General features: G+C 68.9%; 24 protein-coding genes. 22 read left to right on the forward strand and 2 right to left on the reverse strand.

The window, feature by feature from the left end:
• The first annotated feature begins 85 nt into the window (after window positions 1-85).
• The 7 genes from ACGTNF_RS12010 to ACGTNF_RS12040 all read left to right on the forward strand — a co-directional run bounded on the left by ACGTNF_RS12010 (window position 86) and on the right by ACGTNF_RS12040 (window position 7,792).
• Window positions 86-403 (forward strand): YkvA family protein, encoded by a 318-nt coding sequence (locus tag ACGTNF_RS12010; RefSeq protein WP_016853769.1) that lies wholly within the window; start codon window positions 86-88, stop codon window positions 401-403.
• An 87-nt stretch (window positions 404-490) separates the two neighbouring features.
• Window positions 491-2,395, forward strand: coding sequence for a molecular chaperone HtpG (gene htpG / locus ACGTNF_RS12015; RefSeq protein WP_152479565.1), 1,905 nt, complete (start codon window positions 491-493; stop codon window positions 2,393-2,395).
• A gap of 343 nt (window positions 2,396-2,738) precedes the next feature.
• Window positions 2,739-4,310 (forward strand): Re/Si-specific NAD(P)(+) transhydrogenase subunit alpha, encoded by a 1,572-nt coding sequence (locus ACGTNF_RS12020; RefSeq protein WP_394601903.1) that lies wholly within the window; start codon window positions 2,739-2,741, stop codon window positions 4,308-4,310.
• 16 nt (window positions 4,311-4,326) lie between these two features.
• Window positions 4,327-5,769 carry an NAD(P)(+) transhydrogenase (Re/Si-specific) subunit beta gene (locus tag ACGTNF_RS12025; RefSeq protein ID WP_016853772.1) on the forward strand — a complete coding sequence of 481 codons (1,443 nt, stop codon included), beginning with the start codon at window positions 4,327-4,329 and terminating at the stop codon, window positions 5,767-5,769.
• 107 nt (window positions 5,770-5,876) lie between these two features.
• Window positions 5,877-6,977, forward strand: a complete 1,101-nt coding sequence (locus tag ACGTNF_RS12030; RefSeq protein ID WP_394601904.1) for an NAD(P)H-dependent glycerol-3-phosphate dehydrogenase — start codon at window positions 5,877-5,879, stop codon at window positions 6,975-6,977.
• Window positions 6,970-7,452 carry a phosphohistidine phosphatase SixA gene (gene sixA, locus ACGTNF_RS12035; RefSeq protein WP_394601905.1) on the forward strand — a complete coding sequence of 161 codons (483 nt, stop codon included), beginning with the start codon at window positions 6,970-6,972 and terminating at the stop codon, window positions 7,450-7,452. Before ACGTNF_RS12030 ends, sixA begins: the two co-directional genes overlap by 8 nt.
• Before the next feature lie 19 nt (window positions 7,453-7,471).
• Window positions 7,472-7,792, forward strand: coding sequence for an antibiotic biosynthesis monooxygenase family protein (locus ACGTNF_RS12040; protein ID WP_394601906.1), 321 nt, complete (start codon window positions 7,472-7,474; stop codon window positions 7,790-7,792).
• 85 nt (window positions 7,793-7,877) lie between these two features.
• Here the strand turns inward: ACGTNF_RS12040 and ACGTNF_RS12045 are convergent, their stop codons facing one another.
• On the reverse strand, window positions 7,878-8,837 hold the full coding sequence (locus ACGTNF_RS12045) for an AEC family transporter (protein WP_394601907.1): 960 nt from the start codon (window positions 8,835-8,837) through the stop codon (window positions 7,878-7,880).
• A gap of 223 nt (window positions 8,838-9,060) precedes the next feature.
• Here ACGTNF_RS12045 and kdgD point away from each other — a divergent pair, with 223 nt between their 5' ends.
• The 13 genes from kdgD to ACGTNF_RS12110 all read left to right on the forward strand — a co-directional run bounded on the left by kdgD (window position 9,061) and on the right by ACGTNF_RS12110 (window position 22,445).
• A complete protein-coding gene (gene kdgD, locus ACGTNF_RS12050; RefSeq protein ID WP_394601908.1) occupies window positions 9,061-9,987 on the forward strand; it encodes a 5-dehydro-4-deoxyglucarate dehydratase in 927 nt (308 codons plus the stop codon).
• Between the two features lie 40 nt (window positions 9,988-10,027).
• Complete coding sequence (locus ACGTNF_RS12055) at window positions 10,028-11,032, forward strand: TRAP transporter substrate-binding protein (protein ID WP_394601909.1); 1,005 nt, start codon at window positions 10,028-10,030, stop codon at window positions 11,030-11,032.
• A 62-nt stretch (window positions 11,033-11,094) separates the two neighbouring features.
• Complete coding sequence (locus ACGTNF_RS12060) at window positions 11,095-11,628, forward strand: TRAP transporter small permease (RefSeq protein WP_394601910.1); 534 nt, start codon at window positions 11,095-11,097, stop codon at window positions 11,626-11,628.
• A 3-nt stretch (window positions 11,629-11,631) separates the two neighbouring features.
• The gene (locus ACGTNF_RS12065) at window positions 11,632-12,912 is read left to right on the forward strand and encodes a TRAP transporter large permease (protein ID WP_394601911.1); all 1,281 of its coding nucleotides are present in this window, start codon (window positions 11,632-11,634) and stop codon (window positions 12,910-12,912) included.
• A 28-nt stretch (window positions 12,913-12,940) separates the two neighbouring features.
• Window positions 12,941-14,083, forward strand: coding sequence for a mandelate racemase/muconate lactonizing enzyme family protein (locus ACGTNF_RS12070; protein ID WP_394601912.1), 1,143 nt, complete (start codon window positions 12,941-12,943; stop codon window positions 14,081-14,083).
• Window positions 14,080-14,952, forward strand: coding sequence for an amidohydrolase family protein (locus ACGTNF_RS12075; RefSeq protein ID WP_394601913.1), 873 nt, complete (start codon window positions 14,080-14,082; stop codon window positions 14,950-14,952). Before ACGTNF_RS12070 ends, ACGTNF_RS12075 begins: the two co-directional genes overlap by 4 nt.
• A gap of 87 nt (window positions 14,953-15,039) precedes the next feature.
• The gene (locus ACGTNF_RS12080) at window positions 15,040-15,837 is read left to right on the forward strand and encodes an NAD-dependent epimerase/dehydratase family protein (protein WP_394601914.1); all 798 of its coding nucleotides are present in this window, start codon (window positions 15,040-15,042) and stop codon (window positions 15,835-15,837) included.
• A gap of 70 nt (window positions 15,838-15,907) precedes the next feature.
• Entirely contained in the window at window positions 15,908-17,485 is a 1,578-nt protein-coding gene (locus ACGTNF_RS12085) for an aldehyde dehydrogenase (NADP(+)) (protein ID WP_394601915.1), read from the forward strand.
• Between the two features lie 106 nt (window positions 17,486-17,591).
• A complete protein-coding gene (locus tag ACGTNF_RS12090) occupies window positions 17,592-18,617 on the forward strand; it encodes an Ldh family oxidoreductase (RefSeq protein ID WP_394601916.1) in 1,026 nt (341 codons plus the stop codon).
• A gap of 118 nt (window positions 18,618-18,735) precedes the next feature.
• Window positions 18,736-19,464: a FadR/GntR family transcriptional regulator gene (locus tag ACGTNF_RS12095; RefSeq protein ID WP_394601917.1), complete on the forward strand. Its 729-nt coding sequence runs from the start codon at window positions 18,736-18,738 to the stop codon at window positions 19,462-19,464.
• Between the two features lie 245 nt (window positions 19,465-19,709).
• Complete coding sequence (locus ACGTNF_RS12100; protein ID WP_394601918.1) at window positions 19,710-20,525, forward strand: alpha/beta fold hydrolase; 816 nt, start codon at window positions 19,710-19,712, stop codon at window positions 20,523-20,525.
• Complete coding sequence (locus tag ACGTNF_RS12105; RefSeq protein ID WP_394601919.1) at window positions 20,522-21,382, forward strand: alpha/beta fold hydrolase; 861 nt, start codon at window positions 20,522-20,524, stop codon at window positions 21,380-21,382. Before ACGTNF_RS12100 ends, ACGTNF_RS12105 begins: the two co-directional genes overlap by 4 nt.
• Window positions 21,383-21,395: 13 nt before the next feature.
• On the forward strand, window positions 21,396-22,445 hold the full coding sequence (locus ACGTNF_RS12110) for a patatin-like phospholipase family protein (RefSeq protein WP_394601920.1): 1,050 nt from the start codon (window positions 21,396-21,398) through the stop codon (window positions 22,443-22,445).
• A gap of 4 nt (window positions 22,446-22,449) precedes the next feature.
• On the opposite strand, the gene ACGTNF_RS12115 is transcribed toward ACGTNF_RS12110, so the two are convergent.
• Complete coding sequence (locus ACGTNF_RS12115; protein WP_016853781.1) at window positions 22,450-23,025, reverse strand: Smr/MutS family protein; 576 nt, start codon at window positions 23,023-23,025, stop codon at window positions 22,450-22,452.
• A gap of 178 nt (window positions 23,026-23,203) precedes the next feature.
• On the opposite strand from ACGTNF_RS12115, the gene prmB reads away from it, so the two are divergent.
• Window positions 23,204-24,160, forward strand: a complete 957-nt coding sequence (prmB, locus tag ACGTNF_RS12120; RefSeq protein WP_394601921.1) for a 50S ribosomal protein L3 N(5)-glutamine methyltransferase — start codon at window positions 23,204-23,206, stop codon at window positions 24,158-24,160.
• 19 nt (window positions 24,161-24,179) lie between these two features.
• A complete protein-coding gene (aroC, locus tag ACGTNF_RS12125) occupies window positions 24,180-25,265 on the forward strand; it encodes a chorismate synthase (RefSeq protein ID WP_394601922.1) in 1,086 nt (361 codons plus the stop codon).
• Window positions 25,266-25,281 lie beyond the last annotated feature (16 nt).

A 25,281-nucleotide genomic window follows, 5' to 3' on the forward strand; every position in this document is an offset into this window, starting at 1 on the left:
GTCGCTCGGGGCCGACGGCTGGCATTCGGCCGGAACTGTCCTCATTCTGTAGTGGTGAATCCGAGACTCGGCAAGGAGAGCGCCCATGGCCCGCCCCGATGGTTCCCCGCCGCTCACGCGCATCAAGCGACGCGCCGGCGTCTTCCTGCGCATGCGCCGCGCCCTGCGCTGGTTCCCGCCGATGCTGGCCGACGTGGTGCGCGGGCGCTATCGGCCGGTGCCCTGGTCGGCGCTGCTGTGGATGCTGGTCGCCCTGATCTACCTGGTCTCGCCGCTGGATCTGATCCCGGACGTGCTGCTGGTGGTCGGGCTGGCCGATGATGCGATGATCGTCGGCTGGCTGCTGACCCGGGTCGACCGGGCGCTGGAGGACTATCGCGCCTGGCGCGAGAAAGACGGTTGAAAAACCTTCGCCGGTCCCCATATCGACGGTATCCAAGCCATGGGTGGCCTCGCCACCGCCGAACCGTCGACAAGGGGTCCGCAAGAGATGACCACTGCTACTCGTGAAGAGACTCTCGGCTTCCAGACCGAGGTCAAGCAACTGCTGCACCTGATGATCCACTCCCTGTATTCCAACAGGGAGATCTTCCTGCGCGAGCTGATCTCCAACGCCGCCGACGCCTGCGACAAGCTGCGCTACGCCGCGCTGGACAATGACGCCCTCTACGAGGGCGACAGCGAGCTGCGTATCGAGATCGAGCACGACGCCGAGGCCGGCACCGTGACCGTGCGCGACAACGGCATCGGCATGAATCGCGACGAGGTGATCGAGAACCTCGGCACCATCGCCCGCAGCGGCACCGCCGAGTTCCTCAAGCAGCTCTCCGGCGAGCAGCAGAAGGACGCCCGCCTGATCGGCCAGTTCGGCGTCGGCTTCTATTCCGGCTTCATCGTCGCCGACGAGGTCACCGTGCGCACCCGCAAGGCGGGCACCGACCAGGGCGAAGGCGTCGAGTGGCACTCCCGCGGCGAGGGCGAGTTCAGCGTCGCCGACATCGAGCGCGAGGTCCACGGCACCGAGATCGTGCTGCACCTCAAGGAAGACGCCGGCGAGTTCGCCGACGACTTCCGCCTGCAGAACCTGGTGCGCAAGTACTCCGACCACATCGAAGTGCCGGTGCGCATGCCCAAGGTCGAGACCGCCCGCGACGAGGACGGCAACGAGATCGAGGGCAGCGAGACCGTCAGCTGGGAGACCGTCAACGAGGCCACCGCGCTGTGGGTGCGCCCCAAGAGCGAGCTCACCGACGACGAGTACAAGGCCTTCTACAAGCATGTGGCCCACGATTTCAGCGATCCGCTGACCTGGAGCCACAACAAGGTCGAGGGCAAGCTCGAGTACACCAGCCTGCTCTACGTGCCGGGCCGCGCCCCGTTCGACCTCTACGAGCGTGACGGCGCCCGCGGCGTGAAGCTCTACGTTCAGCGCGTCTTCATCATGGACGACGCCGAGCAGTTCCTGCCGCTCTACCTGCGCTTCGTGAAGGGCGTGCTGGATACCCGCGACCTGTCGCTGAACGTCTCCCGCGAGCTGCTGCAGCAGGACCCGCAGGTCGAGAAGATCAAGAGCGCGCTGACCAAGCGTTCCCTCGACATGCTCAAGAAGCTGGCCAAGGATCCCGAGGCCTACCAGACCTTCTGGAACACCTTCGGCAGCGTGCTGAAGGAAGGCCCGGCGGAGGATCACGCCAACCGCGAGAAGATCGCCGGCCTGCTGCGCTTCTCCAGCACCCACACCGACAGCGCCACCCAGGACCAGTCGCTGGCCGACTACATCGGGCGCATGAAGGAAGGGCAGGAGAAGATCTACTACATCGTCGCCGACGGCTTCAACGCGACCAAGAACAGCCCGCACCTGGAGATCTTCCGCAAGAAGGGCATCGAGGTCCTGCTGCTCCACGACCGCATCGACGAGTGGCTGATGAGCCACCTCACCGAGTTCGAGGGCAAGCAGTTCGTCGACGTGGCCAAGGGCGACCTGGACCTCGGCGAGGTCGAGGACGAGGACGAGAAGAAGGCACAGGAAGAGACCGCCAAGGCCAAGGAAGACCTGGTCAAGCGGGTCAAGGAAGCGCTCGGCGACGAGGTCCAGGAGGTCAAGGTGACTCATCGCCTGACCGACTCCCCGGCCTGCGTGGTGCTGCCGGAGCACGAGATGGGCTACCAGATGCGCCGCATCATGGAAGCCGCCGGCCAGCCGCTGCCCGAGGTCAAGCCGATCCTCGAGCTCAACCCCGAGCACGCCCTGGTGGCGCGCCTCGAGGGCGTCGAGGGCGACGGCTTCGCCGATCTGTCGCGGATCCTGCTCGACCAGGCGATCATCGCCGAGGGCGGCCACCTCGACGACCCGGCGGCCTACGTCAAGCGCCTCAACGCCCTGTTGAGCGCCTGATAGCGCAGCCCGAAGCCTCGGTGCCGCCCGACGGGGCGGCATCCTGCACGCGCCGATCACCTCCGAGGTGGTCGGCGCGTTTTTTTCTGCATGCCGGCTGTTGTGGATCGTCGCCTGCTTGTTACTTGGCGTCCGATCAGCCCTGGCCGAGGGAGGTGCCGTCGTGCCGCGCTTCGTCACTTGACCTTTACGTCAACGTCACTATGAAACGGCCGATTTTCAACGACATATCGTTTCCGACAGCGATGCTCCCATGGCCGTCATGCGGGTTGAGATTCCGATCTGGCTGGGCAAGACTGCGGTGTTTTGAAAGTTTCAATAACGCCAAAACGGGAGATCCAACGTGAAGATTGGTGCACCCAAGGAGCATGCCTCCGGGGAGGCGCGTGTCGCCCTGACCCCGGAAAGCGCGCAACAGATCCAGAAGCTGGGACACGAATGCCTGATCGAGAGCGGCGCCGGTGCGGCCGCCGGTTTCGATGACGACGCCTACCGGTCGGTCGGCGTCACCGTCGTCGACGGTGCCGAGGCCCTGTGGAACGCCGCCGAGGTGGTGGTCAAGGTCCGCGAGCCCGTCGAGGAGGAGGTCGGCTACCTCGGGAAGGGCAAGACCCTGATCTCGTTCTTCTGGCCGGCCCAGAACGAGCCGCTGCTCGAGCGCTGCCGCGACACCGGCGCCAACGTCATCGCCATGGACATGGTGCCGCGCATCTCGCGGGCCCAGAAGATGGACGCCCTGTCCTCCACCGCCAACATCGCCGGCTATCGCGCGGTGATCGAGGCCGGTAACCATTTCGGGCGCTTCTTCACCGGCCAGGTGACCGCCGCGGGCAAGGTGCCGCCGGCCAAGGTGCTGATCGTCGGCGCCGGCGTCGCGGGGCTCGCCGCCATCGGCACCGCGACCAGCCTGGGCGCGGTGGTGCGCGCCTTCGACGTGCGCCCCGAAGTGGCCGAGCAGATCGAGTCCATGGGCGCCGAGTTCCTGTTCCTCGACTTCGAGGACAGCCAGGACGGCTCCGGCAGCGGCGGCTATGCGGCGCCGTCGAGCCCCGAGTTCCGCGAGAAGCAGCTGGCCCTGTTCCGCGAGCAGGCCCCGGACGTCGACATCGTCATCACCACCGCGCTGATTCCCGGTCGACCCGCGCCCAAGCTGTGGCTCGAGGACATGGTCAAGGCCATGAAGCCGGGTTCGGTGATCGTCGACCTGGCCGCCGAGAAGGGCGGCAACTGCGACCTGACCGTGCCCGACGAGCGCGTGGTCACCGACAACGGCGTGATCGTGGTCGGCTACACCGACTTCCCGTCGCGCATGGCGACCCAGGCCTCGCTGCTCTACGCCACCAACATCCGCCACATGCTGACCGACCTGACGCCGGAGAAGGATGGCGTCATCGATCACAACATGGACGACGACGTCATCCGCGGCGCCACGGTGGCCTATGAAGGCGACATCACCTTCCCGCCGCCGCCGCCCAAGGTGCAGGCGATCGCCGCGGCCAAGCCCAAGCCGAAGGAGCCGGAGCCCACGCCGGAGGAGAAGAAGGCCGCCGAACACGCCGCCTTCGTCTCCCAGACCAAGCGTCAGGCGACGCTGCTGGGCATCGGCGGCGCGCTGATGCTGCTGCTCGGCCAGGTGGCGCCGGCGTCGTTCATGTCGCACTTCATCGTCTTCGTGCTGGCCTGCTTCGTCGGCTTCCAGGTGATCTGGGGCGTCAGCCACTCGCTGCATACCCCGCTGATGGCCGTGACCAATGCCATCTCCGGGATCATCGTGCTCGGGGCGGTGCTGCAGATCGGCTCGGGGAGTGTCCTGGTGAGCCTGCTCGCCGGCATCTCGGTGCTGATCGCCACCATCAACATCGTGGGGGGCTTCCAGGTCACGCGCCGTATGCTCGCCATGTTCCAGAAGTCCTGAGGCCGGAGATCAAGAGATGTTGAGTCAAGGATTCGTATCCGCCGCCTCGATCGCGGCAAGCGTACTGTTCATCCTCTCGCTGGGGGGCTTGAGCAACCAGGAGAAGGCCAAGCGTGCCGTCTGGTACGGCATCATCGGCATGGGCGTGGCCGTCTTCTTCACCGGCCTCGGGCCGGGCATCGGCGGCTACTGGTGGATGCTGCCGATGATGGCCATCGGCGCCGTCATCGGCGCCTATCTGGCCAAGAAGGTCGAGATGACCGAGATGCCGCAGCTGGTCGCGGCCCTGCACAGCTTCGTCGGCCTGGCCGCGGTGTTCGTCGGCTTCAATGCCGATCTGGAGCGGCGCCGGGTGCTGGCCGCCCAGCTCGCCGAGCAGGGTACCGAGGGCTTCTCCGCCTTCGCCGCCCTGGTGGCGCACAAGACGCCGGCGGAGCTCACCTTCCTGCAGATCGAGGTGGTGCTCGGGGTGTTCATCGGCGCGGTGACCTTCACCGGCTCGGTGATCGCCTTCGGCAAGCTGGCCGGCAAGGTCGACGGCAAGCCGAAGCAGCTGCCCGGCGGCCACCTGCTGAACGCCGCTGCCGCGGCCGCCTCCGTGGGTCTGGCGGTGCTCTACCTCAACGGAGCGGGCGTCTGGACCCTGCTGCTGCTGGCCCTGCTGGCGTTCTTCATCGGCTACCACCTGATCATGGGCATCGGCGGCGCCGACATGCCGGTGGTGGTGTCGATGCTGAACAGCTACTCCGGCTGGGCCGCGGCGGCCATCGGCTTCACGCTGTCCAATGACCTGCTGATCGTCACCGGCGCCCTGGTGGGCTCCTCGGGCGCGATCCTCTCCTACATCATGTGCAAGGCGATGAACCGCAACTTCGTCAACGTGATCCTGGGCGGCTTCGGCGGCAGCCAGGGCCCGGCGGCGGAGATCGAGGGCGAGCAGGTCGCCATCGACACCGCCGGTGTGGCCAGCGCGCTGAACGACGCCGACAGCGTGGTCATCGTGCCGGGCTACGGCATGGCGGTGGCCCAGGCGCAGAACGCGGTCAGCGAGCTGACCCGCAAGCTGCGCAGCGCCGGCAAGGAAGTGCGCTTCGGCATCCACCCGGTCGCCGGCCGCCTGCCGGGGCACATGAACGTGCTGCTGGCCGAGGCCAAGGTGCCCTACGACATCGTGCTCGAGATGGATGAGATCAACGACGATTTCGCCAGCACCGACGTGGTGATCGTCATCGGCTCCAACGACATCGTCAATCCGGCCGCCCAGGAAGACCCCAACAGCCCGATCGCCGGCATGCCGGTATTGAAGGTCTGGGAAGCCAAGAACGTGTTCGTCTGCAAGCGTGGCCAGGGCACCGGCTACTCCGGCATCGAGAACCCGCTGTTCTTCAAGGAGAACACGCGGATGCTCTACGGCGATGCCCGGTCGAGCATCGACACCCTGGTGCCGCTGATCGACTGATCGGCTCGTTCGGGCCGCCCCGGCGGCCCGACGCCAGGTTCCAAGACGCCCCCACTGGGGGCGTTTTTCGTTACAATCGCCGGACCATTTCCACTCCCGGGGCGACCATGTCCGACGATCGCAGCAATCCTGATCGCAGCAGCGATGATCGCAGTCAGCGGGTGGCGGTGCTCGGTGGCGGCAGCTTCGGCACCGCGCTCGCCAGCATCGCCGCCGACAACGGCTTCGAGGTGCGCCAGTGGCTGCGCGACCCCGCGCTGGTCGAGCAGATCAACCGCGAGCATCGCAACGGCCGCTACCTGCCCGACTACGCCATCAATCCCGCCGTGAAGGCCTCCAGCGCCTTCGAGGACGTGCTGCCCGGTGCCGGCCTGGTGCTGGTGGCGATTCCGTCACAGGCCTTCCGTCAGGTGGTCCGTCAGGCGCTGCCCTGGCTGACGCCCTCCCAGATACTGGTCAGCACCACCAAGGGCATCCAGGAGGACGGCTTCAAGCTGATGAGTCAGCTGCTCGAGGAAGAGACCGGCTTCGTGCACATCGGCGTGCTCTCCGGCCCCAACCTCGCCACCGAGGTGGCCGAACGTCAGCTGACCGCCACGGTGATCGCCAGCGATGATCCGCTGACCCGCACCCGGGTGCAGACGGCGCTGGGCTGCGACTACTTCCGCGTCTATGCCAGCAACGACCGCTACGGCGTCGAGCTGGGCGGGGCGCTCAAGAACCTCTATGCCATCGCCGCCGGCATGGCCGCGGCGCTGGGCATGGGCGAGAACACCCGCAGCATGCTGATGACCCGGGCGCTGGCCGAGATGAGCCGCTTCGCCGTGTCCCAGGGCGCCAATCCCATGACCTTCCTCGGCCTGGCCGGGGTCGGCGACCTGATCGTCACCTGCTCCTCCAGCCGCTCGCGCAACTACCGGGTCGGCTTCGCGCTGGGCGAGGGGCGCACCCTCGACGAGGCCGTCGAGGCGCTGGGCCAGGTCGCCGAGGGCGTCAACACCGTGCGCCTGGTGCGCGACAAGTCCCGCGCGGAGGGCGTCTACATGCCGATCGCCGAGGGGCTCTACCAGGTGCTGTTCGAGGGCGTGCCCGCGCGTGAGATGGCGCGGCTGCTGATGCGTGGTGAGCAGAGCAGCGACGTGGAGTTCGTGCTCTCGCGCGAGAACGTCCAGCAGGACCATCGCGACACCGGAGGCCCGCATGGCTGAGCCGCTGCTGATCATGCGCCACGGCGAGGCGGGGGCGGGCAGTCCCGATGCCTGCCGTGAGCTGACCGCTCGGGGCCTCGCCGAGGCCGCCCGCATGGGCACCTGGCTGGCCGGGCGTGAGGATCTCGATCTCGCGCGCCTGCGGCTGGCGGCGAGTCCGTATCGACGGGCGCAGCAGACCGCCGAGCGCGTGGGCGAGGCGCTCGACGTGCCGGTGGAGACGCTGCCCTGCATCACCCCGGACGATCCGCCCCAGGCGGTGGTCGACTGGCTGCTCGAGCAGGACGACGGTTGCCCGCTGCTGCTGGTCAGCCACATGCCGCTGGTCGGCGCGCTCACCGGGCTGCTGGTCGAGGGGCGCGGCGATCGTGGCCTCGGCTTCCCCACCGCCGCCGTCGCCGAGCTCGACGCCGAGGTGCGGGCCGCCGGCTGCGCGCGGCTGCGTCGTTTCACGTCACCCGCCGACATCACCTGAGAGAAGGACGCGCCGAACCATGAGCTACATCGTCAACAACCGCATCCACGTGAATCCGGGCTTCGAGGACGAGTTCGAGGCGCGCTTCCGGGCCCGCGCCGGCGAGATCGACAAGCAGCCGGGGTTCGTCGCCATGCGCGTGCTGCGCCCCCAGGGCAACCAGGCCCCCTACGTGGTGGAGACCGAGTGGGAGAGCCAGGCGGCCTTCCGCGCCTGGGTGGGCAGCGACGACTTCAAGCGCGCCCATGCCAACCCGCTGCCGGCGGAGGCCACCGCCGAGGGCGGCGGGATCGAGCAGTTCGAGGTGGTCGAGGGCACCGTGGCCGGCGCCTGCCGCTGATCCGCTGCTCCCGACGCTGGAAACGACGACGGCGCCCCGCGGGGCGCCGTCGTCGTTTCTGCCGCTGTGCCGAGCGCGCGATCCGCTAGATGAGGCCCGTGGCGCGCAGGCTGAAGATCCCCAGCGTCACCGTGACGCTGGCCATCAGCGTCGTCATGGCGATGATATTGGCGGTCAGGGTCTCGTCGTTGCCCATGGCCTTGGCCATCACGAAGGCGGCCGCCGCGGTGGGGCTGGCGAAGAACAGGAACAGCACGCCCAGGGTCGGGCCCGAGAAGCCCGCCAGCACCGCCAGCAGCGTCGCCACGGCGGGTACCACCACCATCTTGGCCAGGCTGGCGCTGACGGTGGTGCGATAGCCCTTCTTGAGCGCGCGGGTGGACAGGGTCGCGCCGATGCAGATCAGCGCCAGGGGCAGGGTCAGCGAGGCGAAGTAGTCGCCGGTGGTGGTCAGCCAGGCGGGCAGCGACACCTCGAGGATGGTGAAGGGCACGCCCGCCAGCACGCCGAGAATCAGCGGGTTGGTGACGATGTTGCGCACGATGTTGGTCCAGTCGACGCCCTTGCCGCCTTCCTCACGGGGCTGGTAGGTGGCCAGCACGATCACCGACAGCACGTTGTAGGTCAGGATCACCACGCCCAGCAGCAGGCCGGCCAGCGACAGCCCGGCGTCGCCGTACATGCCGGCCGCCAGGGCCAGCCCCACGATGCCGCAGTTGCCGCGGAAGGCGCCCTGGACGTAGACGCCGCGCAGCGGCCGCCGCACCCGCAGCAGCGCCCAGCCCCAGCTGCCGGCGAAGCTCAGCAGGGTGGCCAGGGCGAAGAACACCAGCATCCAGGGATCGAGGGTGGCCTCCAGGTCGGCGCCGGCCATGCCGAAGAACAGCAGGGTCGGCAGGGTGCCGCGGAAGACCAGCTTGGAGGCCGTGTTGACGAAGGCCTGATCGATCCAGTGGAAGCGCTTCAGGCCGATGCCGATGAAGACCATGGCGAACACCGGCAGGGTGATGTTCAGGGTCGAGAGGAAGATGTCGATCAATGACATTGCTGCGTCCAGGGCGGGAAGGGGCGGGGCGGCGTCATGACGCCTTGGGTGGCGATGCGAACCCGTTGAGGGCCCGCGGTTGGCGGCTGCAACTTTGGTCTAAATCTACCATAGCGGCGGTTGTCAGTCAGTTGGCAGCCCGCTAGGTTGTCATTTGTATGATGTATGACATGAGGGTGGAGGCGTCCTCATGTCGTTCCGAGACTGACAAGAGGGCGATCCGGTGACCTTTACACGCGAAGATGTCAAACAAGCGATCAGTGACGGGCTGCTGTCCTTCCCGATCACCGATTTCGACGCCGACGGGGACTTCGATGCCGAGCGCTATCGACAGCGCCTGGCGTGGTTCATCAGCCACGAGATCTCGGCGGTGTTCGTCGCCGGGGGCACCGGGGAATTCTTCAACCTGTCCCAGGACGAATTCCGCGAGATCGTGCGCCTGGCGGTGAAGGTCGTCGATGGCAAGCTCCCGGTCATCGCCAGCGCCGGCCTGAGCGTGGCGACCGGCAGCGCCTTCGCCCGTATCGCCGAGGAAGAGGGCGCCGACGGCATCCTGCTGATGCCGCCCTACCTGACCGAGTGCCCCCAGGATGGCCTGGTGGAGTACGCGCGCCGGATCTGCGATTCGACCTCCATCAGCGTCATCTACTACAACCGCGGCAACGGCATCATGAAGCCGGACGCGGTGAAGCGCCTGGCCGATGCCTGCCCGAACCTGATCGGGCTGAAGGACGGCAAGGGCGACATGCAGGCCCTGAACCGGATCATCAAGACCGTCGGCGATCGCCTGGCCTACGTCGGCGGGGTGCCGACCGCCGAGATCATGGCCGAGGCCTACCTGGCCATCGGGGTGAACACTTACTCCAGTGCGGTGTTCAACTTCGTGCCGGACATGGCGGTGACCTTCTACAAGGCGCTGCGGGCCGGCGACACCGATACCGTGCGGCGCATCTCCCGCGAGTTCTTCCTGCCCTTCGTCGATCTGCGCGACCACAAGGCCGGCTACGCCGTCAGCCTGATCAAGGCCGGCGCCGAGATCATCGGGCGTCCCGCCGGCAGCGTGCGCGCGCCGCTCGAGATGCCCGCCCCGGAAGAAAAGGAACAGCTGGAAAAGCTGGTGCACGTCGCCCGCCGACTGCAAGACGCCTGACCACCACACGCCACCTCACCCTGCACTCAAGGAGCTTGTCATGCTGACCAACAAGACCATCAATCTCAGCAAGACCCTGACACTCGTCGCCCTGGTCGGGGCCGCATCGGCCGCTTCGACCTCGGCCCTGGCCGAACAGTGGCGCGGCTGGAACATCCATCCGCCTTCCTATCCGAACAGCGTGGCGCTGGAAAGCTTCGCCGATGAGGTGGCCGAGAAGACCGACGGACGGATCGAGCCCAAGGTCTATCACAATGCCGTGCTGGGCGATCAGCCGGATGCCATCGAGCAGACCCGCAACGGGGCCCTGAATTTCGCCAACTTCAACATGGGGCCGATGGGGCCGATCGTTCCGGCGACCAACATCCTGTCGTTGCCGTTCATCTTCAAGAGCCCCGACGACATGTACCGGGTGATGGACGGCGAGATCGGCGACCGCTTCGCCGAGGCGCTGGAAGAGAAGAACCTGGTGGCTCTGTCATGGTTCGGTTCCGGTGCGCGCAGTCTCTACAACACCGATCATCCGGTCGAGACGCCGGCGGACGTGGAGGGGCTCAAGGTCCGGGTCATGAACAATGACCTCTACGTGCAGATGATCGACGAGATGGGCGGCAACGCCACGCCGATGGCCTACAGCGAGGTCTATCAGTCGCTCAAGACCGGTGTCATCGATGGCGCCGAGAACAATTACCCCTCCTTCGAGTCCAGCGGCCACTACGAGGTGGCGCAGTACTATTCACTTACCGAACACCTGATCCTGCCGGAATGCCTGTGCGTGGCGAAGTCGAGCTGGGACGACCTGTCCGAACAGGATCGGGGCATCGTGCGTGAAGCGGCGCAGAACGCGGCCGTGGAGCAGCGCCGGCTGTGGGAGGAACGTGCCGAGACCAGTCGCCAGCGGGTGCTCGATGACGGCGTGGCGATCAACGAGGTGGCAGGCAAGTCGGCGTTCCAGGCCGAGATGCAGCCGATCTACGATGAATTCGTCGCATCGCATCCCGACCTCGAGACGCTGGTCGAGGATATTCAGGGCGCGCAGGAATGATCCTGTCCTCTCCCACGAGGGTCCCGGCGTCAGGCCGGGGCTACCCGCAAGGATCCGACAACGTGAGCGCTTACTCTGATCATACGCGCGAGGCCGGGGAGGACGCCGGCACGCGCTCGGCGGTCGACGCCGGGCTGGATAGCATCGCCCACGCCTGCATCGTCGTGTCGGGGGTGATGCTGGTCTTCCTGATTGCGTCCTTCGGCTGGCTGGTCTTCGGTCGCTACGTGCTCAACGACACCCCCACCTGGGTGGAGCAGTCGTCGCTGCTGATCGTGGTGTACGTGACCTGCCTGGGCGCCGCCGCCGGGGTGCGCAACAAGAGCCATCTCAGCATCGAGTTCATTCGCGACGGGCTGCCGGCCCTGCCTCGTGCACTGATGTGCCATCTGGCCGATCTCTTCGTGGTCCTGTTCGGGGCCTCCATGGCCTGGCAGGGCGGCATCATGGTGCTGGACAACCTCCAGCGGCCGATCCCCATGATCGGGCTCTCCGAGAGCTGGCGCGCGCTGCCGCTGGTCATCAGCGGAGGGCTGATGATGCTGTTCGCCGTCGTCAACATCGTCCAGCGCCTCGTCGCGCCTACCGGGAGGTAATCCATGGGACTCACGATCCTCTTCGGCATCTTCTTTCTGGGGCTGATCGCCGGTGCGCCGGTGGCTTTCGCCGTGGGCCTGGCATCGGTCGTCACCTTCCTCTACGAGGGGCTGCCGCTGTTCGTCGGTTTTCAGCGCATTCTCTCCGGCATCTCGGTGTTCTCGCTGCTGGCGATCCCCTTCTTCATCTTCGCCGGTGAGCTGATGCTCCACGGCGGCATCTCCAACCGGCTGGTGCGTCTGGCCTCGGCGGCCGTGGGTCGCATGCGCGGTGGACTGGGCATGGTCAATGTCTCGTCGTCGATGCTGTTCGGTGGCATCTCGGGGTCGGCGGTCGCCGATACCTCGGCGCTGGGTTCGATCCTGGTGCCGGTGATGAAGGAGAAGGGCTACGACGCCGACTATGCGGTCAACGTGACCGTGACCTCGTCGGTGGCGGGGGTGGTGATTCCACCCAGCCACAACATGATTCTCTATGCCGTGGCCGCCGGGGGCGGCATCTCGGTGACCCAGCTGTTCATCGCCGGCATCGTCCCCGGCATCCTGATGTGCCTGGCCCTGGCCGTCGCGGCCTACGTGGTGGCCGTTAAGCGGGGCTACGCCGGGGAGGCCTTCCCGGGCTGGCAGGCGCTGGCCGTGAGCTTCGCCGCGGCGCTGCCCGGCCTGCTGACGGCGGTGATCATCGTCGGCGGCGTGCTGTCCGGCATCCTCACGGTGACCGAGTCAGGCGCCTTCGGGGCTATCTACGCCATCGTGATCACCGGCCTGGTTTATCGCGAGCTGCGCTGGGAATCGTTCAAGCAGGCCGTCTACCAGTCGGTGCGCACGACCTCGCTGGTGATGATCCTGGTGGGCTGTGCCTCGGCGTTTTCCTACCTGCTGGCGCTGTACAGCGTGCCGGAGATGCTGAGTCACGCGCTGCTGGCGATCTCCGACAATCCCTACGTGATCCTGCTGATGCTCAACCTGCTGCTGCTCGGGCTGGGCATGATCATGGACATGGCCGCGTTGATCCTGATCTGCACGCCGATCTTCCTGCCGGTCGCCACCCAGTTCGGCATGGATCCGATCCAGTTCGGCATCATCCTGATGATCAACCTGGGGCTCGGGCTGTGCACGCCGCCGGTGGGCTCCTGCCTGTTCGTCGGCAGCGTGATCGGCAAGATCCGGATCGAGCAGGCGGTGCGCACCATCTGGCCCTTCTATCTGGCGCTGTTCGCGGTGCTGATGCTGGTGACCTATGTGCCGGCGGTGTCGCTGCTGCTGCCCTCTCTCTTCCAGTAACGCTTCTCGCACTCGAAAGGACGCCTTGATGAAGATCGAACGCGTGCAAACGCACATCCTCGACTACAAGCTCGACCAGGCCTTCGAGAGCGCCTCGATGCGCTTCGAGCGACGCCAGCACTGCCTGGTCGAGATCGTCTGCGACGATGGCACCGTGGGCTGGGGCGAGTGCCTGGGCCCGGCCAGGGCCAATGCCACCATCGTCGGGCTCTATGCCGGCGCGATGATCGGTGCCGATCCGCTCGAGACCGAGAAGCTGTGGCTCGAGCTCTATAACCGGATGCGCGACCAGGGGCAGCGCGGCCTGACCATGACGGCCCTGAGCGGTATCGACATCGCGCTGTGGGACATCAAGGGCAAGCGCTACGGCGCGCCGGTCAGCGAGCTGCTGGGCGGGCGCTTCCGCGAGGAAGTCCGCGCCTATGCCACCGGCTCGTTCCGCCGCGACGGGGTGGACCGGGTGCAGGACGTCGCCGAGGAAGTGGCCGGCCATGCCCGGGAGGGCTTCCATGGCGTCAAGATCAAGATCGGTTTCGACGTCGAGGAAGACCTGCGCGTCATCGCCGCCGTGCGTGAGGCCATCGGCCCCGAACGGCGGCTGATGATCGATGCCAACCACGGCTACGACGTGCTCGAGGCGATCGAGGTCGGCAAGCGCGCCGAGCGTTTCGGCATCGACTGGTTCGAGGAGCCGGTACTGCCAGAGCAGCTCGACGCCTATCGCGCGGTGCGCCAGGGCCAGCCGATCCCCGTCGCCAGCGGCGAGAACTGGCACGGCCGCTACGCCATGCTCGAGCCACTGTCGACCCGGGCGGTGGATATCGTCCAGCCCGACGTCTGCGGCGTCGGCGGCGTCAGCGAGATGCGCCGCGTGGCCGACATGGCGGCGATGTTCGGCGTGCGCCTGGTGCCGCACGTCTGGGGCACGGCGGTATGCATCGCCGCCAGCCTGCAGTGCATGGCCGCGCTGCCGCCCAATCCGCCGCGTCGTCGCCCCATCGAGCCGATCATGGAATTCGACCGTACCACCAACCCCTTCCGTCAGGCCGTGGTCGAGACCCCGCTGGAGCATCGGGACGGCGTGATGCGCATTCCCGACGGGCCGGGGCTGGGGATCGCCATCGACCGTGACGCCCTGCAGCGGTTCGCGCTCGAGGAGGAGGGCGCATGACCGAGGTCGCCGCCAACACTCGGCCGCTCGACGGTCCGGCGCCCCGGCTGCAGACGCCGCCCGGCGCCACCGACTGCCATATCCACCTCTATCTGCCGGGCCATCCGGCCCGGCCCGGCGGACCGGCGATCCCGGAGCTTGCCACGGTCGACGACTATCGCCGCGTGCAGCGGCGCCTGGGACTCGACCGGGTGGTGGTCACCCAGTCCAACGCCTATCAGGACGACAACGGGGCGCTGCTCGAGGCGCTCGGCGAGCTCGGCACCGAAAGCGCGCGCGGGGTGGCGGCGGTGACGCCGGAGACCTCGCCCCGCGAGCTCGAGGCCTGGCACGCGCGAGGCGTGCGCGGCGCGCGCATCATGCAGCTGCCTGGCGGCGCCGTGACGATCGAGCAAATGTCCGCTGTCGAGCGGCTCATCCGGCCGCTGGGCTGGCATCTGATGGTGCAGTTCAACGGCCGCCATCTCGATGACTACCGGGAGGCGCTGCGCCGCATCGAGAGCGACTACATCATCGACCACCTGGGCAAGTTCATCGATCCGGTGCCGGCGGACGACCGGCGCGTCGACGAGATCCTGCGGCTGCTCGACCGCGGCAACGCCTGGTTCAAGATCTGCGCCGGCTACGAGACCAGCCTGGAAGGCGGGCCACACTACGGCGATGTCGGCGCCGTCGCCCGGCGCGTCATCGCCCATGCGCCGGAGCGCATCCTGTGGGGCAGCAACTGGCCGCACGTGGGCGTGTCGCGCGCGCAGTATCCCGACGATGCCGAGCAGCTCGACCTGCTGCTGGAATGGGCGGGCCCCGAGGCGAGACACCGGATCCTGGTCGACAACCCGGCCGCGCTGTACGACTTCGGCGTTGACTGACGTCGATATTCGACGCTGCCCCTGTTTTATTCATTCGCTCCCGCCCTTCGGGGACAGGAGCGACGCGAACGCGAAGGAGACAACCTGATGCTGAATCGAATTCTGGTCACCGGCGCCGCCGGCGGCCTGGGCAAGGCCATTCGTCCCCATCTATCGCGCCTGGCCCACAAGGTGCGGCTGTCGGACGTCGCCGACCTGGGTGAGGCGGCCGAGCACGAGGAACTCGTGCCCTGCGACCTGGCAGATGCCTCGGCGGTCAATGCGCTGGTGGCGGACTGCGACGGCGTGATTCACCTGGGCGGCGTATCGGTGGAGAAACCCTGGGAGGGCATCCTCCAGTCGAACATCATCGGCGCCTACAACCTCTATGAGGCGGCGCGCAATCTGGGCAAGCCGCGCATCGTGTTCGCCAGCTCCAACCACACCATCGGCTTCTACCCGCGCACCACGCGCATCGACGGTCGGGTGCCGCATCGTCCCGACTCCCTCTACGGCGTCTCGAAGTGCTTCGGCGAGGACCTGGCCAGCCTCTACCACGACAAGTTCGGCGTCGAGACGCTGAGCGTGCGCATCGGCTCCTGTTTTCCCAGGCCGGCAGACACCCGGATGCTGGCGACCTGGCTGAGCGTCGAGGACTTCGTGGCCCTGCTCGAGCGTGCCTTCGCCGCGCCGAAGCTGGCCTACACGGTGGTCTACGGCGTCTCCGCCAACGCCGAGCGCTGGTGGGACAACAGCCAGGCGGCGTTCCTTGGCTGGACGCCCCGCGACAGCTCCGAGCCCTGGCGCGCGGAGGTCGAGGCCGAAGCCGGCGAGATCGATCCGGACGACCCCGCGGTGGTCTATCAGGGCGGCAAGTTCGTGGCCCTCGGCCATCCCGATGACTGAGCGATGCGGCGCCATCGCTTCACCCGAGTTGAACGGCGCCGCGAGCCGGCGCCCCATGACAGGAGGCAACATGACCCTGGAAGGCAAGCAACTGATCGGCCAGCAGGCCGTGACCAGCGACGGCACCGCGATCCACGCCGTCGATCCCGCCACCGGCGAGACCCTGTCCCCGGGCTATCCCGCCGGCGGCCGGGCCGAGGTGGAACGGGCCTGCGCGCTGGCCTGGGCCGCCTTCGACGCCTACCGCGAGACCGGCTTGGAAAAGCGCGCCGCGTTCCTCGAGACCGTGGCCGACGAGATCGAGGCCATCGGCGATGACCTGATCACTCGCGCCATGGCCGAGTCCGGCCTGCCCCGGGCGCGCCTCGAGGGCGAGCGCGGCCGCACCTGCGGCCAGCTGCGCCTGTTCGCCAAGGTCGTCCGCGCCGGCGAGTGGCTCGACGTGCGCCTCGATCCGGCCCTGCCGGAGCGTGCGCCGATGCCGCGGGTCGACCTGCGCCAGCGCCACATCGCCCTGGGCCCGGTGGCCGTGTTCGGCGCCTCCAACTTCCCGCTGGCGTTCTCCGTGGCCGGCGGCGACACCGCCTCAAGCTTGGCCGCCGGCTGCCCGGTGGTGGTCAAGGCCCACGCCGCCCACCCCGGCACCTCCGAGCTGGTCGGCCGCGCCGTGCAGCGCGCCGTGGCCCGCTGCGAGCTACCCGAGGGCGTGTTCTCGCTGCTCTACGGCTCCGGCCGCGAGCTCGGCCAGGCGCTGGTGCGCGACCCGCGCATCAAGGCGGTGGGCTTCACCGGCTCTCGCTCGGGTGGCACCGCGCTGATGCAGGCGGCGCAGTCGCGCCCCGAACCGATCCCGGTCTACGCCGAGATGAGCTCGATCAACCCGGTATTCCTGCTGCCGGAAGCGCTCGAGGCGCGCGGCAAGGCACTCGGCGAGGCCTTTATCGGCTCGCTGAACATGGGCGCCGGCCAGTTCTGCACCAACCCCGGCCTGGTGATCGCCGTGAAGGGCGAGGCGCTCGACGCCTTCGTGGCGTCCGCCGCCGAGGCGGTGAAGGGCTCCGCGGCCCAGACCATGCTCACGCCGGGCATCCATGACGCCTACGTGCAGGGCGTCGACGGCCTGGTCGCCAGCAGCAAGGCCCGCGAGGTCGCCCGCGGCGCCGCCGGCGACGGCCCCAACGCCTGCCAGACCGGGCTGTTCGTGGCCGCCGCCGAGGACTTCATGAGCGACGAGGCGCTGCAGGCCGAGGTCTTCGGCGCCACCTCGCTGGTGGTCGAGTGCGCCGACCTGGACGAAGTGACGCGCGTGGCCGAGTCCCTGGAAGGCCAGCTCACCGCCACCCTGCAGATGGACGACGCCGACCTGGACGCGGCCCGCAAGCTGCTGCCGACGCTGGAGCGTCGCGCCGGCCGGGTGATGGCCAACGGCTGGCCGACCGGCGTCGAGGTGTGCCACGCCATGGTCCACGGCGGGCCCTATCCGGCCACCTCCGACGCGCGTACCACCTCGGTGGGCAGCGCGGCGATCCATCGCTTCCTGCGTCCGGTGTGCTACCAGAACCTGCCCCAGGGCCTGCTGCCCGAGGCCCTGCGCGACGGCAACCCGGCCGGCGTCAGCCGCCTGGTCGACGGAAAACGCGAGGCCTGAGGAGCGCTCGCGCTATCACGGGAAAGCCGCCGGCGCTCGGGCATCAGGCCCGGGCGCCGCGAACGAGCCGATAACGAGTCGACAATGAAAGAGGGGGAAACCTTTCATGGACGAGACCATCACCCTGTCGCTGGACGCCCTGGAAACGCTGAGCCTCGAGCTGCTGATCCGGCACGGATTCGACGAGGCGCATGCCGCTGCCATCACCCGCAGCGTGGTGGCGGCACAGCGCGACGAGTGTCACTCCCACGGGGTCTATCGCCTGATCGGCTGCGTCGAGACGCTGCGTCGCGGCGGCGTGAGTCCCGATGCGACGCCCGAAGTCACGGAGGCCTCGTCCGGCGTTGTGCGCGTCGACGCCGGAAGGGGCTGTTCACTGCTGGCCTTCGAGCATGCCCGTCCGGTCCTCATCGACAAGGCCCGCACGCACGGCGTGGCACTTCTGGCGCTCAACAACGCCTTTCACTTCTCGGCGCTGTGGCCCGAGGTGGAGTCCCTGGCGGAGGAGGGGCTGGTGGCGCTGGCGATGACCCCCAGCCACGCCTTCGTCGCGCCGGCGGGCGGGCAGCAACCGCTGCTCGGCACCAATCCCATCGCCTTCTCGTGGCCGCGCCCGGGCAAGGCGCCCTTTACCTTCGACTTCGCCACCAGCCGGGTCGCGCGTGGCGAGATCGAGCTCTGCCGCCGGTCCGGGACGGCGATCCCCGATGACTGGGCGGTCGATCCGGATGGACGCGCCACCACCGATCCGGCCCGTGCGCTTCAGGGGGCGATGCTGACGTTCGGGGGGCACAAGGGATCGGCGCTGTCGATCATGGTCGAGCTGCTGGCCGGGCCGCTGATCGGCGATCTGCTGGGGCACGAGACGCGGCCGGCCGACGATGACGGGGCAGGGCGGCCCTGGCACGGGGAGCTGATTGTGGCGATCGATCCGCGCCGGCTGCTCGGTGACGACATGGAGCGCCAGCTGCAGCATGCCGAGGCGCTGTTCGAGGGTGTGCTGGCGCAGGGCGCCCGGCTTCCGTCCCAGCGTCGTCACGAGGCCCGTCGGCGTAGCCGGGAGCATGGCGTGACGATCTCGGCGTCTCTGTATCGAGAGCTGACACGACTGCGAGAGGCCGCCGAGGGCTGAGCAGGGAGCGATGCGCAGGGGGATTTTGGTATGATGTATTATCAATGGCACGGCCGTTCGCCGCCGTGGCAACCCGGCCTGGCAACGTACCTGAGGATCGATGACAAAGGATGCAGCAATGACGAGATCTTGGGAGGTTCAGCGCGTCAATCGAGCGGGCAGCCTGTCCCAGGCGGTCGTGGAACAGCTCGAACGTCGCATCGTCTCCGGCGAGGCGCCGGTGGGCAGCAAGCTGCCCACCGAGAGTGAGCTGTGCGACGCCTTCGGGGTCAGCCGGACGGTGATTCGCGAGGCGATCACGCATCTCAAGTCGCTGGGGCTGGTCGAGACCCGGCGCGGCGTCGGCACCACGGTGCTGCGCAACGAGGCGGCCGAGGCGCGCCCGGCGGTGCATGTCAGCCCGCGTACCGTGGAGGATATCCTCCAGGTGCTGGAGCTGCGCCTGACGCTGGAGCCGCGGGCCGCCGAGCTGGCCGCCCTGCGCCACGACGACGAGGATCGTCGGCGGCTGGAGGGGCGCCACGCCGAATTCGTCGCCGCCCAGGCGGCGCATTCACAGGCGCGCCGCGAGGACTTCGCCTTCCATCACGCGATCATCAAGGCGACCCACAACGACTGCTTCGACCGCCTCTACGAGCCGCTGAGCGACAGCATGATCCCCCGGGCCAAGCTGCTCAGCGCCGACATCGATCCGCGCGGCACGGCGCGCTATCTCGAGCGGGTGAACGAGGAGCACGTGCGCATCCTGGAAGCCATCCTCGAGCGCGACGGCCCGGCGGCCAGGGCGGCCATGCAGCAGCATCTGGAGCGCTCGCGCGACATGTACGCCCGCTATCGCGACAGCTGACGAGATATGGGGAGGGGCGTGTGAGGCTGGCTCGCCTCAGCGCGCCAGCCACAGGCCGACGGCGATGGCGGCGATCACGGTGGCGAAGAACAGGCGGTTGCGCAGGCGGGTATCGCGGGGCGGCTTGTGGGGATTCACGCGGGACTCCGTTGGAGGGGGTGGCCGAAAGACGACTTGGCGGACCATGGTATTCTCGTTAGCCTGCCATCGCCACTCGCGCCCCGCGCCTCGACACGGATGATGCCATGCGCCGACACGCCCCCGATGCCCCTTTTCCGCTGGTCTTCGCCCACGCCAACGGCTTCCCGGGCCAGAGCTACCGCAGCCTGCTGGCGCCGCTGGCCGAGCGCTTCGACCTCCACCCCCTGGACCGGCTCGGCCACCATCCCGACTTCCCGGTCGGCCACAACTGGCTGGCGCTGCGTGACGAGTTGCTCGAGCATCTCGCCGCATTCGACGAGCCGGTGATCGGCGTCGGCCACTCCATGGGCGGCGTGCTGATGGCCATGGCCGCGGAGCAGGCGCCGGAGCGCTTCCGCTGCGTGGTGATGCTCGACCCGCCGCTGATGCTGGGCTTCGATGCCCTGGCGATGAAGGCGGTCAAGCGCCTGGGGCTGACCGACCGCTTCACGCCGGCGGGCCGCACTGTCGGCCGCCGCGACAGCTGGTCGAGCCCCCAGGCGATGCGCGACTATCTGCGCCGTCGGCGGCTGTTCCGGCACTTCACCGACCAGGCCCTCGACGACTACGTGGAGGGCGGCACCCGCACCCTGGACGACGGCCGCGTGGTGCTGCTGTTCGACCCCGATATCGAGGTGGCGGTGTTCCGTCATCTGCCCGACCACCTGGACGAGCTGCCCGATCTGCTGCGGGTGCCGGTGGGCGTGCTGGCCGGCGGCGAGTCCGACCTGCTGACGCCGCACCGCTGTCGGCGGCTGAAGCGTCGCAACGTGCGTCTGGCCGAGGTGCCGGGCGGCCACATGTTCCCCATGGAGCATCCCGACGCCACCCGGCGTGCCCTGATCACGATGATCGACGAGATGCTGGAGACCTCGCCATGACGGCGCCGGAAGCGCTGCGGCTGGCCGACGGCCGCCTCGCCGCCCTGGCCTGGGGAGACGCATCGGCGCCGACCTGGCTGGCGCTGCACGGCTGGCTCGACAACGCCGCCAGCTTCTCGCGGCTCGCCCCGCCGCTGGTCGAGCGCCTGGGCATTCGCCTGGTGGCGCTGGACTTCGCCGGCCACGGCCATTCGTCGCCGCCGCCGGGCGCGGCCGACGTGGCGCTCTGGGACTACTGCCACGACGTGCTCGATGTCATGGAGGCCCTGGGCCTCGAGCGGACCACGCTGCTCGGCCACTCCATGGGCGCCGGCGTGGCCTGCCTGCTGGCCGCGGCCATGCCGGAGCGCGTCGCGGTGCTGCGCCTGATCGACGGGCTCGGCGTGCTGACCACCGAGGCCGATGAGGCGCCGATGCAGCTGCGCAAGGGGCTGCGGGCCCATCGGCGGCCGGTGTCGCGGGCGCCGCGCTATCCTGATGAAGAGAGTGCCGTGGCGGCCCGGGTGGCCGGCGGCGTCACCCCGATCGACGCCGAGACCGCCCGCCCGCTGGTGAGGCGCAACCTGGCCGGGGAGGGCGATGGCCATCTGCGTCTGCGCACCGACCCGCGCCTGCTGCGGGCGTCGCCGGTGCGCTTCACGCCCGAGCAGGCGACGGCCATGCTGGCGGCGATCCGCTGCCCGGTGCTCTGCGTGGAGGGGGAGGCGGGGATCCTCGGCGAGCGGGAACGGGCGCAGCGGGCCCGCGCCGCGGTGGGCGACCTGCAGCGGCGCGTGCTGCCGGGCGGGCATCACCTGCACCTGGAACCGGACCGGGTGGCGGCGGTGGTCGAGGCGATCGTGGCCGGCCAGGCGTGACGGGGGGCGAGCGATGAACGCGAGACGGCAAAGCGAGGGTCGGCGGGTCTCGTTGACGCTGGGCAGCGGCGGCGCCCGGGGCTATGCCCATATTGGCGTGATCGAGGAGCTGGAGGCGCGCGGCTACGAGGTGGTGGCGCTGTCGGGGTGCTCCATGGGCGCGCTGGTCGCCGGCGTCTACGCGGCCGGGCAGCTCGATCGCTACAAGGAATGGGTGTGTCGGCTCGACTACTTCGACGTGCTGCGGCTGGTGGACGTCTCCTGGAGCCCGATGGGGGCCATGAAGGCCAGCAAGGTGATGAGCAAGCTCGACGAGCTGATCGGCGATATCCGCCTGGAGGACCTGTCGATTCCGGTGACCACCGTGGCCACCGACCTGATCCGTCAGCGCGAGGTGTGGTTCCAGGACGGCCCGCTGCTCGAGGCGATCCGCGCCTCCATCGCCGTGCCCGGCGTGATCACCCCGGTCCATCGCGGCGACCAGGTGCTGGTCGACGGCGGGCTGCTTAATCCGCTGCCGATCATGCCGACCGTGTCCACCCACGCCGATCTGGTAATGGCGGTCAACGTCACCGCCCAGAGCTCCCAGCCGGTCACCCTGGAGGCGCTGCTGCCGCCGGAGGAGGCGGCCGAGGAGCAGGCCCGCGAGGTGGCGCGGGACAAGGGCGCGGTCGACTTCGGCGGCTGGATGGAGGGCGTGCGCGGTGCCACCCGGCGTCTGTTCGGCAACGGCGGCGAGGGCGAGCCCGCCGATGCCGTGGAGCCCGAGCCGGGGCGCCGCGCCTGGGGGCGGCTGGACATGATCCTGGCGTCCTTCGACATCGCCCAGGCGGCGCTGGCCAAGTACAAGGTGGCGGGCTATCCGCCGGACGTGCTGATTGAGGTGCCGAAGACCGTGTGCGGGGCCTACGAATTCCATCGTGCCGAGGCGCTGATCGCGCTGGGGCGGCATCTGGCCCGGGAGGCGCTCGACCGCCGCGAGCAGGGGCTCGGCCGGGTCTCCGGGCCGGAGATGGTGGAGGCGCGGCCGCTGTCCGCGGACGACCGCGGCGAGGAGGAATAGCGCCTCAGCGGCCGTCGCGCTGGCGCCTCAGCATCACGTAGACCGCGCCGGTGCCGCCGTCGGCCTCGGTGGCCGAGCAGAAGGCCAGCACGCTGGGCCACTCGCGCAGCCAGGCGTTGACGTGGCTCTTGATCACCGGGTAATCGGCCTGGCCGGTCCAGGCCTTGCCATGCACCACCAGCACGCAGCGGGCGCGGTTGGCGGCGGCATCGGCGAGGAAGGTCTCCAGCTCGGCGCGCGCTTCCTCCAGGGTGTAGCCGTGCAGGTCGAGCCCCGCCTCCCAGGCGAGCTGGCCGCGCTTGAGCTGCTGGCGGTCGCGATAGGGCATGTCCGGCAGGAAGAAATCCAGATACTCCGAGGGGCGCACCGCCTCCACCCGGCCGTCGGAGGTGCGACCGCTGGCGGCGTCCTCGCTGGCCGAGGTGGCCGCCTCGCGCCGCGCCCGGGCGGCCTCGTCGGCGCGCCGGGGGCGCCCCGGGTCGGCACGGTTGCTCGCGAGCGGACGCACGCCGGCGTCGCTCAGGGCCTGGCGGAAGGCGCTGATCTCGTCGTCGTCGGGGCGGTGGCGGCGTCGGCTCATGGGGCTCTCTCGAGGCTCTCTGGCGGTGGCAGGGGAAACGAGGCGATGACGACGCGTCGGCCTCGGCGGGCGCGTCGCGAGAGACTCGAGTATACCGGCCCTGACGTGGCTGTGAACCGCCGCCGCGGTTACAATCACGGGCCTTGCCGCTTTCCAACCGTCAACCACAGGATGTCTCGTGGCCGAACCTTCCGCTTCCTCGTCCGCTTCGACCCTGACGCTCTCCGATGAGGCCCTCGCCGAGGGGCTGATCACGCTCAGGGACTGCCTGCGCTGGACCGCCAGCGAGTTTCACCTGGCCGGCCTGCACTACGGGCACGGCACCGGCTCCGCCTGGGACGAGGCCGTGGCGCTGACGCTCGGCGCCCTGCACCTGCCGTGGGACATCGATCCCGGGGTGCAGGATGCCCGCCTGCTGCCCATGGAGCGTGCGCGCATCGTGGCCCTGGTGCGCGAGCGCATCACCAGCCGTCGCCCGCTGCCTTACCTGCTCGGCGAGGCCTTCTTCGCCGGCCTGCCGTTCAGCGTCGACGAGCGGGTGCTGATTCCGCGCTCGCCGATCGCCGAGCTGATCGAGCACGGCTTCGGCGCCTGGTTCCCGATGGAGCCGCCGGCGCGGGTGCTCGACCTGTGCACCGGCTCGGGCTGCATCGGCCTGGCCACCGCCCTGTACCTGGCGACCTGCGAGGTCGACCTGGCCGACATCAGCCCCGAGGCGCTGGCGGTGGCGCGGCAGAACATCGCCCGCCATGAGGTCGCCGACCGGGTGCGGGCCGTCGAGTCGGACCTGTTCGCCGGCCTCCAGGGCGAGCGCTACGACCTGATCGTCTCCAACCCGCCCTACGTGGACGCGCGCGACCTGGCCACCATGCCCGCCGAGTTCGGCCACGAGCCGGGCCTGGCGCTGGGCGCCGGCGACGACGGCCTGGACATCGTGCGGCGCATCCTGCGCGAGGCCCGCGACCATCTGACCGACGACGGCGTGCTGATCGTCGAGGTCGGCAACTCCGATCGCCACCTGGAGGCCGCCTTCCCCGAGGTGCCCTTCCTGTGGCTGGAATTCGAGCGCGGCGGCCAGGGCGTGTTTGCCCTCACCGCCGCGGAACTCGACGCCCATGCGGCGTCCTTCAGCTGAGCAGTCAAGAGGCACGCCCATGTCCGGCAATACCTTCGGCAAGTTGTTCACCGTCACCACCTTCGGCGAGAGCCACGGCCCGGCGCTCGGCGCCATCGTCGACGGCTGCCCGCCGGGCCTGCCGCTGACCGAGGAGGACCTGCAGCGCGACCTCGACCGTCGGCGTCCCGGCTCGTCGCGCCATACCACCCAGCGTCAGGAGCCGGACCGGGTGCGCATCCTGTCCGGCGTCTTCGAGGGCGTGACCACCGGCACCTCGATCGGCCTTGTGATCGAGAACACCGACCAGCGCTCCAAGGACTACTCGAAGATCAAGAACCAGTTCCGCCCGGCCCACGCCGACTATACCTACCAGCACAAGTACGGTATCCGCGACTATCGCGGCGGCGGACGCTCCAGCGCCCGCGAGACCGCCATGCGCGTGGCGGCCGGGGCCATCGCCAAGAAGTACCTGGCGAGCCAGGGCATCACCATCCGCGGCTACATGAGCCAGCTCGGCCCCATCGCCATCGACTTCAAGCAGTGGGAGGCCGTCGAGCAGAACCCCTTCTTCTGCCCCGATCCGGACCGGGTGCCTGAGCTCGAGGCCTACATGGACCAGCTGCGTCGCGATCAGGACTCGGTGGGGGCCAAGGTCTCGGTGGTCGCCGAAGGCGTGCCGCCGGGGCTCGGCGAGCCGGTGTTCGACCGGCTGGACGCCGAGCTGGCCCACGGGCTGATGAGCATCAACGCGGTCAAGGGCGTGGAGATCGGCGACGGCTTCGCCGCGGTGGCAAGTCGCGGCAGCGAGCATCGCGACGAGATGACCCCGGAGGGCTTTCTCTCCAACCATGCCGGCGGTGTGCTGGGCGGCATCTCCAGCGGCCAGGCGATCGTCGCGCATCTGGCGCTCAAGCCGACCTCCAGCATCACCACGCCGGGGCAGTCCATCGATCTGGACGGCAATCCGGTGGAGGTGGTCACCAAGGGGCGCCACGATCCCTGCGTGGGCATTCGCGCCACGCCGATCGCCGAGGCCATGATGGCCCTGACCCTGCTGGATCATCTGCTGCGCCATCGCGGCCAGAACGCCGACGTCAGCGTGAGCACGCCGCGGCTGTCCTGAGGCTACGACTGCTACA

The organism is Halomonas sp. B23F22_10, assembly GCF_043496975.1.
Classification (GTDB): Bacteria; Pseudomonadota; Gammaproteobacteria; order Pseudomonadales; family Halomonadaceae; genus Halomonas; species Halomonas smyrnensis.